Annotated in this window: 12 protein-coding genes; 4 read left to right on the forward strand and 8 right to left on the reverse strand. The window is 28.5% G+C overall.

The window, feature by feature from the left end; genetic code table 11:
- Positions 1 to 175: 175 nt before the first annotated feature.
- The 4 genes from nhaA (at position 176) to SPD90_RS04570 (ending at position 3,929) form a co-directional block, all read left to right on the forward strand.
- Positions 176 to 1,330, forward strand: coding sequence for a Na+/H+ antiporter NhaA (nhaA, locus tag SPD90_RS04555; protein ID WP_320624440.1), 1,155 nt, complete (start codon positions 176 to 178; stop codon positions 1,328 to 1,330).
- Between the two features lie 59 nt (positions 1,331 to 1,389).
- Complete coding sequence (metA, locus tag SPD90_RS04560) at positions 1,390 to 2,349, forward strand: homoserine O-acetyltransferase MetA (RefSeq protein ID WP_320924445.1); 960 nt, start codon at positions 1,390 to 1,392, stop codon at positions 2,347 to 2,349.
- Between the two features lie 159 nt (positions 2,350 to 2,508).
- Positions 2,509 to 3,201, forward strand: coding sequence for a YczE/YyaS/YitT family protein (locus tag SPD90_RS04565; protein ID WP_320624438.1), 693 nt, complete (start codon positions 2,509 to 2,511; stop codon positions 3,199 to 3,201).
- Between the two features lie 35 nt (positions 3,202 to 3,236).
- A complete protein-coding gene (locus SPD90_RS04570) occupies positions 3,237 to 3,929 on the forward strand; it encodes a YczE/YyaS/YitT family protein (protein ID WP_320624437.1) in 693 nt (230 codons plus the stop codon).
- A 54-nt stretch (positions 3,930 to 3,983) separates the two neighbouring features.
- Here SPD90_RS04570 and SPD90_RS04575 read toward each other — a convergent pair whose 3' ends face one another.
- From SPD90_RS04575 to SPD90_RS04610, 8 genes are all read right to left on the reverse strand, one after another.
- Positions 3,984 to 4,379, reverse strand: coding sequence for a pyridoxamine 5'-phosphate oxidase family protein (locus SPD90_RS04575; protein WP_320924446.1), 396 nt, complete (start codon positions 4,377 to 4,379; stop codon positions 3,984 to 3,986).
- Positions 4,380 to 4,609: 230 nt separating this feature from the next.
- Entirely contained in the window at positions 4,610 to 7,453 is a 2,844-nt protein-coding gene (locus SPD90_RS04580) for a helicase-related protein (RefSeq protein ID WP_320924447.1), read from the reverse strand.
- A complete protein-coding gene (locus SPD90_RS04585; protein WP_320924448.1) occupies positions 7,447 to 9,360 on the reverse strand; it encodes a hypothetical protein in 1,914 nt (637 codons plus the stop codon). Before SPD90_RS04585 ends, SPD90_RS04580 begins: the two co-directional genes overlap by 7 nt.
- A complete protein-coding gene (locus SPD90_RS04590) occupies positions 9,357 to 10,661 on the reverse strand; it encodes a hypothetical protein (protein WP_320626971.1) in 1,305 nt (434 codons plus the stop codon). Before SPD90_RS04590 ends, SPD90_RS04585 begins: the two co-directional genes overlap by 4 nt.
- 110 nt (positions 10,662 to 10,771) lie before the next feature.
- The gene (locus tag SPD90_RS04595) at positions 10,772 to 11,974 is read right to left on the reverse strand and encodes a DUF6398 domain-containing protein (RefSeq protein ID WP_320924449.1); all 1,203 of its coding nucleotides are present in this window, start codon (positions 11,972 to 11,974) and stop codon (positions 10,772 to 10,774) included.
- Positions 11,975 to 12,102: 128 nt separating this feature from the next.
- A complete protein-coding gene (locus SPD90_RS04600) occupies positions 12,103 to 14,253 on the reverse strand; it encodes a DEAD/DEAH box helicase (protein ID WP_320924450.1) in 2,151 nt (716 codons plus the stop codon).
- Between the two features lie 595 nt (positions 14,254 to 14,848).
- A complete protein-coding gene (locus SPD90_RS04605) occupies positions 14,849 to 15,643 on the reverse strand; it encodes an ABC transporter ATP-binding protein (protein ID WP_320924451.1) in 795 nt (264 codons plus the stop codon).
- Positions 15,643 to 15,823 (reverse strand): hypothetical protein (locus tag SPD90_RS04610; protein ID WP_331680512.1); only part of this gene is annotated, 181 nt, incomplete at its 5' end. The genes SPD90_RS04610 and SPD90_RS04605, both read right to left, overlap by 1 nt.

The raw sequence follows: 15,823 nt of genomic DNA on the forward strand, positions 1-15,823 counted from the left end.
GTATTTAATTTAAATCTTACGTATATGAATTATATTACAAAACAGGTAATAACTCAATATTTAAATCCTTAGTTATTAATTACCAATTTAATAATTTTTATTCAAAGTTTTCAAGTCATATAATATATTTTTCAATCATAAACTTATATATATATTTTGATAAGAAGGTGTTTTTTTGAAAAGCTTAATGCGTTATAAAAGAAATGTAAAATCAGATATTTTAAGCAGTACACTGCTTTTATTTTTTACCTTTGTCGCACTTATAGTAGCAAACAGCTCTTATGACTGGCTCTACAATATGATAATTTTTGAAAACAAATTTTTTAGATTTCCCCTAAACGAATTTATAAATGATTTTTTGATGTTTTTCTTCTTTTTAAATGTAGGACTTGAAATTAAGGAAAATATTTTATATGGAAATTTATCCTCTTTAAAAAAGGCTTCGTTTCCAGTTGTGGGCTCTATCGGTGGCGTCGTAGTTCCGGCTTTGATTTTTTTAGTATTTAACTTTAATACTGATTATATGAAGGGATTTTGCATACCTATTTCTACGGATATAGCATTTGCAATCGGTGTATTTTACATATTTAAAAATTACATAAATCCTCAAGCTAGGATATTTTTACTTACGCTTGCCGTTGTCGACGACTTAATTTCGATATTAGTCATAGCTGTATTTTTCACTGAAAATATAAATAAAACCTACATACTGATATCTCTAGCAGTTCTCTTAGTACTTATAATAGCAAATAAAATTTTTCATGTAGAAAATATTTTCTACTATATATTAGGTGGCATAGTTTTATGGTACTTTATAAAACTGAGCAATATCCATCCTACTATAAGTGGCATATTACTTGCAATATCTATACCATCAAAATCATATGCTGGATGTAAAAGCGTGCTAGAAGAACTCCAAGACAAGCTAGTCCCGTTTACTAACTACATAGTAATACCCCTGTTTGCGTTTGTAAATAGCGGAGTATCTCTAAATATAAGCGCCGATTTGTACAATACCCAGAGATTGTACTTAGGAATTTTATTTGGATTAGCTATCGGCAAGCCCATAGGCATAACATCGTTTACATATATTTTTACGAAGCTAAAGCTAATTAATCCTCCTGAAAAACTAGACTTTTACTCCGTATTTCTAGTGTCTTTAATAGCCGGTATAGGATTTACAATGTCTATATTTATGTGTGATTTGACTTTTTCATACGACTTTGAACTAGTAAACACTTGCAAACTCGCAATACTTAGTTCTTGTGTATTATCTATTATTTCGACTTCTTTTTTTACATTTATACATAAATTTTCCATAAATATATAGAATTTTTTGTATATATTGTGTAAAATATATCTGTTATATAAAAATAAGGAGGAATAGTCATGCCATTAAAAATACCAAAAGAATTACCAGCATATTCAGTATTATCAAAAGAAAATATATTTGTTATGGATGTAGAAAGATCTATGCAACAAGATATAAGACCATTACAAATAGCTATACTAAATTTAATGCCTCTTAAAATTCAAACTGAAAACCAATTACTTAGATATTTATCTAATTCACCTATACAAGTAGAAATAACTTTAATTCAAGTAAAGAGCCACGAATGTAAAAATACTTCAAGTGAACACTTAGATAAATTCTACACTTATTTCGACGATATAAAAGACAAAAAATTCGATGGATTAATAATAACAGGAGCTCCTGTTGAGCTTTTAGAATTTGAAGAGGTAGAGTATTGGGATGAACTAGTTGAAATAATGGAATGGAGCAAAAAAAATGTATTCTCAACTATACATATTTGTTGGGCCGCTCAAGCTTCACTATACCACTACTACGGTATTCAAAAATACGAACTAGAAAATAAATTATCAGGTGTATTCAAACACACAGTAAACAACCCTGGTTCAGCTTTAACTAGAGGCTTAAACGACGTATTCTACGCTCCTCACTCTAGACATACAGCTATCAAAAAAGAAGATATCTTAAATGTTCCTGATATCGAAATCCTTTCTGAATCAGAAAAAGCAGGACCATTTATAATGTCTACTAAAGACGGCAGAAGAATTTTCGTAACAGGTCACTTAGAATACGATACTGATACTTTAAAAGGCGAATATATAAGAGACTACAACAAGGGTATGGATCCACTTATACCTGAAAACTACTATCCTAATGGCGATACTGACATAGATCCTGTTAATACTTGGAGAGCAAACGCTACTTTATTCTACACTAACTGGCTTAACCAAGTTTACCAAGATACACCATACGATATTAATAAAATTACTGAAAAAATGGCTTTATCTACAAATTCATATGAACCATGTGAAGACTAGGGAAAAAGGATGTGAAAGCATCCTTTTTTTTAATAAAAACACAATTATTTTCTATAAATTATAATGTATTTTTCAATACTTGTAACTATTGACTATGCGTCTTTTTAAATATAAAATTTAATATAGCAGAACAAAACTATAGAAAGAGTGATATATTAGATGAAAAACAGTAATAATACTTGTTGGATATGGCGTATTTCATTTTATTTAATGGGCCTTGTAATACTTTCAATAGGTCTTACATTAAATACAAAATCTGGATTAGGAGTATCTCCAATAATATCTGTACCTTTTTCCATATCCAATATTTTGAATTTAAACTTTGCAACTGTGACATTTATCGTATATACGGGATTTGTACTACTTCAATTTATAATCAAGGGAAAAAACAGAGATATAAAAGATATTTTGCAAATTCCATTTAGCTTGATGTTCGGCATTCTTTTAAACTTTTTTGGTGGAATGTTAGATTTTCATCCCACTACAATGTGGCAAAGATGGCTTTTATTGTTTGGTGCTATAATCGGAACTGCTGTAGGTGTTTCTATGCTAATAAGTATGAAGCTAATTTCAAATCCAGCAGATGCACTTGCCCAAGCTGTAGGAGATTTATTTAAAAAAGATCTCGGCTTTGGAAAAAATGTACTCGATATTACTTGTGTATTTATAACTTGTACTATAGGACTTGTACTATCACGTAAAATAATTGGCATAGGCATCGGTACATTAATCTGTATGATAGCTGTTGGAAGAGTTATAGCAGTTTTTAATAGTATATTCAAAGAAGGTATGCTTAGATTAGCTGGACTTCAAGCTGTAAATTTCGATAATGATATAAAAGATATAATTTAGACCAATCATTATATATAATAGAAAGAGTGATGTAAATGAAAAATAATAAAAACAACTGCTGGCTATGGCGTATTTTGTTTTATTCAGTAGGACTTGTAGTGCTTTCAATAGGCATTACTTTAAATACTAAATCAGGATTAGGAGTATCTCCAATAATATCTATACCTTTTTCCATAGCTAATATTTTAAATTTGAATTTCGCAGCTATGACATTTATAGTATATGCTGTGTTTGTATTAATTCAATTTATAATAAAAGGTAAAAATAGAGACTTAAAAGACATCTTACAAATACCATTTAGCTTATTATTCAGCGTTTTGATAAACTACTTCGGAGGAATTTTAGACTTCAACTACACTACAGTATGGCAAAACCTACTACTATTATTTGCAGCAATAGTAGTAACTGCAATCGGTGCGGCGATGATGGTAAACATGAGACTAATCCCAAATCCAGCCGATGGACTTGCTCAAGCTATAGGCGATATATTCAAAAAAGGGCTTGGCTTTGGCAAAAATGCACTAGATGTAACCTCTGTAGTCACAACTTGTATTATAGGACTTGTGCTTTCAGGCAAAATAGTAGCAATAGGTATCGGAACAGTAATTGCTATGATAGGTGTCGGAAGAGCTATTGCAATTTTTAATAAGATTTTTAAAGAAAACATGGATAGATTGGCTGGACTTCAAACTGTAGATTGTTCTGCTGAGATACAGGATATAATCTAAATATAAGAAAACTCCTTTAAGCAAATTTAAAATTCACTTAAAGGAGTTTTTTATTTAAAATTTTATAACTTTAGGTTCTTTGCCAAATTCAGTTATTGTAGCTGTGGCATCTTTTAAGTATAAAACCTCTGTATTGTCGTCTTCAGCAGAATACATAGCTTGAAGATTTGGGTATCCGTCTAGCATATGTTTTTTTGCTTCTACACGATCATCTCTGACTACTGTCGCTGATATACGAAGCCATCTAGTTTCTCCGTCTAAAGCACATATTTCAATCTTAGGGTTTGCTTGCATTTCTTTTGATACTTGTTTTGATTTTCCAGTTTGAATGTATAGTCTACCTTCGAATATATCTACAGTTCCAAAAGGACGAACTCTAGGTTGATCTTTATCTACAGTTGCTAGATAGTATGTACCACATGATTTTAAAAAGTCGTATATTTCTTGCACTTGAGCACCTCCTAAATATTTCCTATATCTTTATTATAGGACTGTTTTGTGTTGTGTTCAATATGCTATTTATTCGATAAATTTTATATTATTGTTATTTATGTATTTTTATCATTATTTTCTACTGGGTAGTTATATTTTTTAAAACAATCTATGTATTTTCAATTAAACTATTTTTATATCAATTCACAATTGAAATATACATAGATTATTCAAAATATTATTTTGTTTTATTCTACACTTAAATCAATCTGTATCTTTTTAAATATATCATCTGGTATATTACGTCCTGAAGTATATATATCAAAAGTATCCCATTGAGGTGAGCCACCAAGTATTAAATTAAACCACTTTTCTCTACACTTTACAGTATTATACATATTTTCATCGATAGTATTTTTTATATAAGGATAAAAAATATTTAAAGTTTCATTTTTATCTACTTCCCTAAGTTTAAAGATTAAACTATTGATTCTATCTATTCTACCAATTCGTTGTTCAATTGAAGCAGGATTCCAATCTAAGTCATAATGGATTATTCTTCTGCATTCCATTTGTAAATCAATGCCCTCTTGCACAATTGAAGTTGCTATTAAAACTTGAGGATAAAAAGGTGTATTAAATCCAGCTGCTATTTCTTCTCTATATTCTTCGTTTTTAGATGTAATTTTATCTACCTTTTCTTTTCTCTTTAGCCCTAGCTTCATATTTTCTCTAGTCATTTTAGGAGAATTTATATAATTTTCTATAAATCGTTTAAATGAATTTTCCCAAGTTAAAGAGCTCTTAGCTTTTGCTCGCTTATTTTTAAAAGCTTTATTTATACAAAAGTTATCGTCTTTATTTGGATATTTTTCGTTTATTTTTTGTAGTTGCATAAGGAATTCCTTATCTCTTCGTAAAAACGCAATCATAGATGTAACTAGTTCTTCACGATCTTCTGCTTCTAATTTATTTAAATAACTTGAGTATCTAGTCCATATTCCTCTGTATTTAATTATTTTATCGATTAATTCTTTTGAGATACGTCTATCTTTAATCATATTTTGATCATCATATATATCTTCTATATCATTTTCAATTGATAATCCATTATAGATATATCTTTTATCTAAAATATTCTTTACTGTATCTAATAATTCTTTTGATTCATTTTCTACAATTATCTCCCAATTTTCTATCTTTTCTAGAGTTTTTGTAAATACTAAATGCTCTATAATTCGTTTTAAATACATATAATTTATTTTTTTATTCAAATTGTATCTTTCGTAAAAATCAGCCACATCATTTTCTATTGATTTAGCTTTTACTATTACACGTGTATCTAAATTACACAACTTTACTATAAAAGCTAGTATTGATTGTATATAATTTTCTTGTAATAAAAACCAATTTATATCTCGTTTATTATAAAATCTTTTATAGTAATTTTTAAAACCTTTATCTAGTTTATATGATCTATCGAAATTTGATACTATTGATTCTCTAAGTTTTTCAACTGTCTCTATCCTATTGCAAAATATAAGTGTTTTTTCGCCTTCTTTTAAAGCCTTTACTACATCATCTGTAACTGCTTTTATCTTAGGGTGTTCTATTTTATCTATTTTCATAGGTCTTAAAACATTCAAAGAAGGTAAATCATTTTGATAGATTGAAGATTTAATTACTGTATCAAATGATGATGTGAAGGATTGTTTTACATTTGATATAAAAGTTTGTTCTCCTTCTAAGTAAATCTCGTGTATGGCTTTTTCAATAAGGGCAAAAGGTAAAAACGACTCTTCTGTAAGATGTATTCCTTCCTTTTTATTCGAACCGAAATTTCCTATTATTTCTTTCCTATACTCACCTTTATTTTTTATATTTCTCACAATTAGAGTTTTCATTATACCTTGCAGATTTAATTTTTGATTTATTAAATCAACGTATAAATGGTAAGTTTCTTTTATATCATAATTTAATTTATCATCATCTAAATCGAGTTCTTTTTTCACTAACTGTTCAAATAAAACAATATCAGCATCATCGAATTTACTTACAAAATTTTCAAATTCCTCAACCTTAATTTTGTATTTTTGCATCTCTAAAAACATAGAATTTACTTTATTGTCAAATGAATCTATATCTTTTTTATCATTTTTAGACAGTTTAAATATATCAAAAATAGATTTTAGCTCTAATTCTCCTAATTGAAAAGGTGTAGCCGTCAAAAATATAGCTTTTCTAAATTTTTTATTTATTACACACTGTAACCCATGTCTTTTTGCTGTATCTTTAGATTTCATTTTATGAGCTTCATCTAGTATTAAAAGCGATGAGTTTGGAATAACAGAATTTAAAGCTCTATATCTAAGCTCTTTTAAAGCATCTGATATCACTTTACTTACTTCTTCACTTATCTTTTTTGATGATACATCGATTTTATCCAATTCTTTGTACCACTGTTCTTTTATATCTTCATAAGTTATTCCGATATCATCAAACTCATATGGATTTCTTATATCTTCATCGTTTAAAACAGCTCTCCATATCTTCTTTTTAGTCTCTATTCTAAATCTTTTATGTCTAAGCCAACAAGATAAAAAGAAGCCATTTTCTTCTCTAGAGCCTTTAGAAGAAAATATATTAATTGGTATCAACAATACCTTTGAATTTTTAGATTTCTCCACTATTTGTTTTATATAATATCCATCATATTGATTTATTTCTTTTATATGGTTTTTTTCTGAATTTCTTTTCAAACTACTATTTAAGTACAAATTGTCTTTATTTAAGTTTACCTCTATAAAATCACTTATATCCTTGTACCATTTAGAATTTAGTAGCCAGCTTGGAGTTATAATAATAATCTTTTGTCTAGGGTATTTTTTTAAATAGTAAACTGCTGTAGCAAAAGCCACATATGTCTTTCCCATTCCAACATCATCGCCAAGTATAACTCCTATAGATTCCTCCAACATGCTTATAATTTGAGCGCAGGTTTTAGTTTGGAGATTAGCAGATTTTTTATCTATTCGTATTGATAAATCAAATAAATTATTTAAATCTTTTAGTATTTCTTTTTTTTCTACCATTTTTTCACCTCCAAATCATAAGCCTTTAGCATTATATAGTATTGATTTTTCAAGGTTCTTTTTGATTTTTTTACAATTTGCTTTATAGTTAATTTAGCCTCTTTTGTTATATCTTCTAACTTCTTCATTTTATAACCTTCATCTAGCCAATCTTTACTAAATTGTAAATGATTTACTACATTTAAAATCTCTACTAAAAATAAAAATGTCTCTACTTCACTTGAATTTTTATCCTTATAATCGTCTAAGAACATTTTTATCAGATTCTTAATGCCTATTGGTGCAGAGATATAATTGTCAAATGCCAATTCACTATAGTACGGAAGCTCTAGTCCTTGTTTTAAAGACGACAGTGCTTTATAAAAATAGTGTAAATTTTGTTTAAAATATATTGTAGTTTCTTTTATTTGATCTTGTTTTTCATTTTTAACTAAAGCTTTTACTCTCTTGAGTTCCGACATGCTCTTGTATTTTCCTGCTAAATAATCGATAATATCTTCAACTGTAATATTAAAATCTAATTTTAAATCCTCTGTAATTATATCTTCTTTATTTGAAATCGATATTGGAACATAAAAAATAAAATCATCACATTCTACTTTTAAGTCCTGAGATCTTTTTAATTTGAATTTGTCTACTATTTTTTCATTTATTTTTGAATCTAGAGATAATAATACTTTATCGTTGTAATATATTTTACAAGGTAAAACCATATTTTTCTCATCAAAGTAAATTTTTAAATTTTGATTATCATATTCAGCTTTGTCGATAAAACAAATAGATTTTTTTACTATTTTTTCATTATCTATAAATTCCAACGCGTCTATACCTACTCTCCTACAATTAGGTATTATTAATTCTTCGGTAGTATAATTAATTACACCTACCTCCATATTTTTCAAATTCGCCTTATTGGATCTCATTGCATTATTTGTAAAATTTATAGAGCCAGTCATATATAAATTATACCCATTGTCAAATTTTGCATAAATCAACTTGGCATGTAAGTTTCTGGTGATAGGCTCTTCATCCTCCCTTTCCCACTCTCTAGGAACCACTAAAAAACTCACATTTTTTTCTTTACTTACTTCATCGAATATGTTTACTGGAGCATTCACTATATATTTGTCACCCTGTTCATTCGCTGGAAAACATATATTTATTTTTGTATTTTTATAAATACTTTTTATTCTTTTAATAAAACTACCGATTAAACTTTTTTCTATTTCTTCCCTATCATTTTCAAAAAATGGAGACATAATTGTAACGGATCTGCAATTACCGCTACAATTTTTTAACTCATCCATTACTCTATCTAAAACAAACTTTTCTTCACAAGTAGATATTAATTTTGGATACGATGTTTTAAACTTACACTTATCTAAGTATTTCTGTATTTCGCATAACGCAGCCATATTTTCTAATTCATATCTATCCTTTACAAAATCAAGTATACTTTTTAAATCATATGAAATAGAATTCACTTTATCTAAATATATATCCTCATGCCAAATAAGCTCTGCATTATAACAAAGCCCTGGTTTAGTGATATTTGACGATGATATTATAACTCTCAGAAAATCCTTAAATAAAATCATATAGCATTTAGGATGAAAAGTATCCTGTTTTACAACGATGTGATCATATAAAAAAGTTCTACCTCCGTTATATTGAGCGGCATCTGAAATTACGCCTACAGGAATCTCCTTTAACTTCAATGCTATTTGATTCCTAAATCTGAGTTCTTGTTCTATAGGATTGTCTACTACATTTAGAAAAGCAGGAAGTATATGGTGTTCAAATAATTCGGCATCAAAACCATATGTCATAAATAATGCTGCTACAGCTACATTATCTCCTCCATCTACTAACTCAAAAAAATCTGTATATTTTATATTTCTGTTCATTTACCTTTCCACCCCGTATCTTCTATTAAAGACATAATATTTGACAATTTATATCCGTGTAAATAAGGTAGCTTCTCTGTTTTTTTAGGATAATTATACCCCGCTGTAACAATTAAATTATCCTTATCCATCATAATCCATGAACTTGTATTTCTCTTTTTCATAATTTGATTATGGTATTTAACTAATTCAAATATTATTTCTTTGTAATCATCTCTTTTTAAAAGGCAATTTTCTATAAATTGTCTAAAAAATATACCGTGATAGCTTTTACTTATCTCACAATAATATTTTTTTGTGATAAGTTCATTTATCAATTGCTCTTCAAAAATATAATCTAGTTCATCTTTGCAAATTTTTGCACATTGTTCTAGAGATATATTTCCAAATTGAGTCTCTGATTCTCTTATAATAAAACACCATATCCTATTAAAAGATATCGCCAGACGTTCAAAAGCTAAAACAGTTTTATATCCCTCAATTATATCCATCTTAATTAGATCCTTTTCCTCTAATTTACTTATATCCTCTATAGTTTTTAGTTTATCTTCACTTTTATAATTTTTCATTATATAATCAATTGATACAACATTTTTAGGATTATCAAGTATATACTGTCCCAAAAGCTCTCTTTCTTCTTTGTGATAATTAGAATCATTTAATTTAAATCCATCTAAACAAGTGTGTCCTCCAAAAGATGTCAAGCTACCTTTTCCCTTTTTCTCAACTAGTTTTTTGCTTTTGATGGCTTCTAATACCAGTTTATCGTAATAAGAATCTACAAAGCTTCTAGCCAATTTCTGTCCTTTATGTGTCAAATTCAACGACTCATCTACAAGTTCAAGAGATTCCATACTAGTTCTATAGGCACCAAGCCCTCCTAATTCTAATTGTCTAGATAAAAATTTAAACTCATTTCCTATGCTTTTTAAATCTTGATGATAAGCCTTGAGTGCACCTCTCTTACCTCTAAAATCATACTCTTGTCCATCTCTCTCAGCCAACTTTCCATCGTAGTATTCAACAATTGCCCTTGCCCAATACTTTTCATAAATTTTAAAAGTATCAAGTAAATCCTTTTGGTAGTAAGGTTTACCTTGCTGTTCTAGATATTTTTTTGAAATATATATTCCATAACACACCATGCTGTAATATCTAGCCCTTGATGTTCTCGTCGTAAAGCTTGGTAATATGACATTGCCTAATAATTGAGCAAAATAGTCGAAAGCTAGAGGATCAATTATACTTATCTCATCCTCCAATGGAGCGTATTTTGTCCATGATAAATTAAATTTTCCCATTTTCTTAAACCCCCGTCATCTGTATAATACGCAAATTTTCTATTATAATTTTATACAAAAAAACAGAGCAGTACAATACATACTACTCTATTAGGATCTTTCTAAAATATTTATATATTTTTCATTTCTTCAAATGCTTGCTTAATCAAAACCTTAAGCTCCTTTTTAGTAAAAAGTAAATCTATATCATTCTTTTTCGCATATAAATAATACTCATCTATAAGCCAAAATAAAGCTCCTTCTGTCTCTATCCAAACTAATGAAGCACATTCTAAATAAAATCTAGCCTCCTCTTCACTTCCAAATGAGTACATTTCAGGCAGCGGAGAGTTGATATCTCCCATCCCAAGTAAATAATCAGGTATGTATTCATTTGCATCAAAAGCCTTCTTTAAAAAAGCTTTTGCATTCAATTCATTTTTATTTTTATAATAATATAATGCCTTGTTGTAAAGCATAGATGCACAATCGTCACCTTCATATGACTTTATCAAATTTTCAATTTGATCTTTCTTATCTAGTAAAATTAACAACGGAAATATTTTGTATCTTATTCCTTGGTTGTCATTTTTATTTAATCTCAAAATGTCGTTGTATAATTCTACTGAAGATTCATAATCATCCTTCAAATAGTACAAATCTGCCAATTCTGCCTTTATCAAAAGATACGGTCTCGCATCTAGCTCAAGCCACAGCTGTCCTTCTAGCTGCTTGAATAGACGGTCTGGTATTTTTTTCTTGGCATGCATAAGCGCTAACTTCATGTTCTCCATAGCTTCATCTATATCATAGCAGTCAAATGCCTTGTCCATATAGACCTCGTACTCTTCTTTTTTTGTCGCTATTGTATGATTTAGCATATCAGCCATCTCTTGTAAAACCTCATCCATTTCATAGCCATCTTCGTCATCGTCATCATCAAAATCAAAGCAAAAATCATAATCGTCTTCTTCATATGTGATATCTGCTACGAATTTCGCATTTTTAGGAAGTACCTCTCTTATCTTAGAGGCTCTAGACTTCATAGTTGCTACACTTACTTGGGCTATTTTTGCCATATCTGTCTTTGAAATATATTCCTTTGATTCTATCCAATTAGTTTGGTTAAAAAGTCCGCTGTCTTCTCCTACTATATACAAAAGCCCAGCTACCCATCCTTCTATTTTTCCCTTATCCATAGAAAAATCTTTGTTCTTTTTTAATTTATCTATTAATTTTTTCGTCGTCTTGTAGTAATCTTCATTAAAGCACTCATCGCAATGAGTTTTTACCATGTCGGTAATTTGTTTTATTTTATCTTTATCTGTAGCCATTATTATTCATCCTTTTAATCTCTAGTTTAATAGTATTGTATAGTTTTATTATAGACAAATTTTTTTGATTATTCAATTTTTGGCATATAATATTTTCTAGCATTCTCAAATCTAAGCATATCGAATTATTAACTTAAATCATTAGTTTCTTTCTTAGGTTTAGTAAATTTAAATCTAAATTCTCCATTGCTTTTAATTGCTTCTATTATTTCATCATATAAACTATAATCTCCTACACCCATTAATTTTACCCAGCATTTTGCTCTAGTCATAGCAGTAAATAATTTATTTCTATATTTGACTGAATCTTCATTTACAGCAATCTCTTCTAATCCCACAACATATACCATTGGTGCTTCATTTCCTTTTGCTCTTGGAACTTGAGATAAAGTAACTGCACCATCATACCAAAATTGATCAGGCTTTTCATCTCTCCAATCACAATTGTATTCATTACTTTTTGATTTTGAAGGAATATAAAAATCTATATTTAAATTATTTAAATAATTTCCTATTTCTTGCTCAAATATTTTGCCATTCCTATTTTCTTTTAAATTTATAATTAGTATATCTCTAGAAGGATTTAAACCTTCTTTTTCTATATCTTTTTTTATATCGTTAGCTAAAGCTTTTATCATATGAAATTCACTATTATATAATTCTAATTTAACAGTATCTCCTTTAAAATACTTTTGTATTGGATTTGGTGAATTTTCAATAGATCTCTTTATTACAATTTCATTACCTATCTTTCTAAAATCACCTTGTTTTATCTCATATCCTATATTTTCCCAATCTTCTTTAGTTGTATATCCACTTACAAGTCCTTCTTCTCTAAAAATACCCATTCCAACCGCATGTGCAGTTGTCAAAATTTGGTATGGCGTTCTATAACATTTTTTCATAACTTCAGATTTATTAACTCCACCTTTATATTTTCCTTTAACCAAATTACTATCTCCAAAAATTTCTTTACTAGATGGAATTTTTTTATCATTTAAACTTTGTAATTCATCATAAGCCCAAATTAATCTTCTAATTTTACTTTCTTCTCCTTCAACAACTTTCAATGATTGATAAGCCATATAATAAAAAGACTGCTTACCTTCATACTTATATTCATCATCTCCAATTAAATCTTGTCCTTCATCGATTAAAATAACATCGTATATTCTCTCTAAATTACCTTTACTTTCTTCTAATAATTTTTTAGAAATATAATTTATTCTATTATTATAATCTAAATAACCTACTTCTGATTTTACATCCCTCGGATTTCTAAAAATACAATTATTCCTATTTGCAATTTCTCTATAAAATCCATTTCGATTTTTTCTTCCCCATGCATGTAGAACCTCTAAATTTCCACCTTCATCATATGAAACTTCTCCATTACTAAAAGCTTTCAAATATCTGTCTATCATATTTATAATATTGTCATATAAACTTTGAGTAAAAAATACTACAGCTATTTTCCATTCAGGATATCTCAAATGCATAATCGCCGCTTTTTGACATAAAAGAACACTTTTTCCAGAACCAGCAATGCCCCTTATTCTTTGTGGTCCCGGTACTATTGATTTAGCTATAACTTCCTGTTGTATATCTAATTCATGCAATTTATTTGTAACTAAACCATAAATTTTACCCTTTGTTTCATTACTAAATTCATCTTCTATTTTATCTGCATATATATTTTCATTAGCTAATATTGAAGTTGCTATTTTAAAAGTATTATCATTAAATAGTGCTCCTGTAATAAAAGGTTGTTGAGATAATATTTTTTTAATCAATGCTGCTCTTGCTAAATCATCTCTAAATATCAAATATGCCTCATCTATAATTTTTTCAAAATTTCTTTCATTCCATTCATTTTTGCTTATTCTAGGCAATGCAACAAAATATTTTGCATTATATTTCTTTCTTAAATTTCTATCAATATCAAATTTTGATTTAATTGCATATAAATAATCTTCTGCTTGTCCTATGGGATTATATATTCCTTTATACTCACCTTTTATTTGCCAACTATTTGGATATAAATTTTCTATATCGTCAATTTCATAACCTTTTACCTCTATTATTATTAAACCAATTTCTTTATCTAATATTAAAATATCTGGTTCTTTTCTTCTTTGTCCTGTATTAAAAAATAATGGATATCTAGAATATCCAAGAACTTCTCTTCTACTAAATGCTTCTTTTATCTTTATCCATACAATTTCTTCATATTTTCCGCCATTTCTTTTAAAATTATCTCCCTGTATAAAATTAGCCATTTATCTCCACCTCTTTATACGACAATTATTTCCATTTTACATAATATGATAAATTTCTATTTTATAATGCAAATATCCTCCTTACTTATTATTTTTTATTTTTTTTAATATAAAATTTATAATTTAAAGTAAGAATCAAAATAATTTTTAATTGATGAAATTTATTTAGTTTACTTATTAACAATATTTTTATAGTTTTGATAAATTTGACTTTAAACTATATAAAAAATAGAGCAGTACAACAATACTACTCTTAATCTCTCTCTAACCACCTCAAATATCTCTTTCTCAAGCTCATCTACCTGACCAACATCTATCGGCAAAAATAATTTCTAAGGGTAAGAGAATTTAGCTTGTTGCTTTGAATTCCCATCTTTAATATGCCCTTAAATTTTAGCTCTTCAAAGTAGCCTTTAATATTGTCCGTTCTACTATTTTTTGCATAATTTACTCCTTATTATTATCCCTCTTTGTTTTATATATATAAATTATAATATATAATTGTACACATTAAACACTATGTTTTACAAATAAATAAAAAACTGTATTTAATACTTAAAAAGTACTATCTACAGTTTTTATTTTATGTATTTAATTATCCTAAAAGAGCCTTATCACTAGCAAATTCTTCACCACTAGCCTCTTCAAACTTACGAAGTAAATCCTCTACTGTAAGCTTCTTTTTCTCTTCGCCTTTGATATCTAAAATAATATTTCCATCCATCATCATGATAAGACGGTTTCCATGGGCAATTGCATCCTTCATATTATGTGTAATCATTAAAGTTGTCAAATTGTCGCGTTTTACAATTTGGTCTGTTGTTTCTAAGACCTTTGCGGCAGTTTTTGGGTCAAGTGCTGCAGTATGTTCGTCTAGAAGAAGAAGCTTTGGTTTTTTAAGTGTCGCCATTAATAATGTAAGTGCTTGACGTTGCCCTCCAGAAAGCAAGCCTACTTTAGAAGTCATACGATCTTCTAATCCTAATCCAAGTGTTTTTAGTAATTCTTTATATCTAGCTCTCTCTGATGATTTAATTCTCGTTCTTAAAGTTCTTCTTTGACCTCTTCTGTTAGCCAAAGCTAGGTTGTCTTCAATATCCATAGTCGCAGCTGTACCGTTCATTGGATCCTGGAATACACGGCCTAAGTACGCAGCTCTCTTATGTTCAGGAAGATTTGTTACATCTTGTCCATCGATTAAAATAGTTCCTTCATCAACAGGCCATACACCTGCTATGGCATTAAGCATAGTAGATTTTCCAGCACCATTTCCACCTATAACAGTTACAAAATCGCCATCTTCTAAAAGCAAATTCACACCTTTTAATGCGTGCTTTTCATTGACTGTTCCAGGATTAAATATTTTATGTATATTTTTAATTTCTAACATTACATATTCCCTCCTTTTATGACTGGTTTTGAAAAATACTTACTCTTCATAGTTGGTATAGCAAGGAAAATTGCAACAACAACTGCAGATAATAATTTCAATAAGTCTGTATCTATACCCATCCATATTACTACTTGTAATACTATGTAATATATAATAGCACCTAAAGCAACTGATAAT

The sequence above is a fragment of the Intestinibacter sp. genome (genome assembly GCF_034113885.1).
In the GTDB taxonomy this organism is placed as follows: domain Bacteria; phylum Bacillota; class Clostridia; order Peptostreptococcales; family Peptostreptococcaceae; genus Intestinibacter.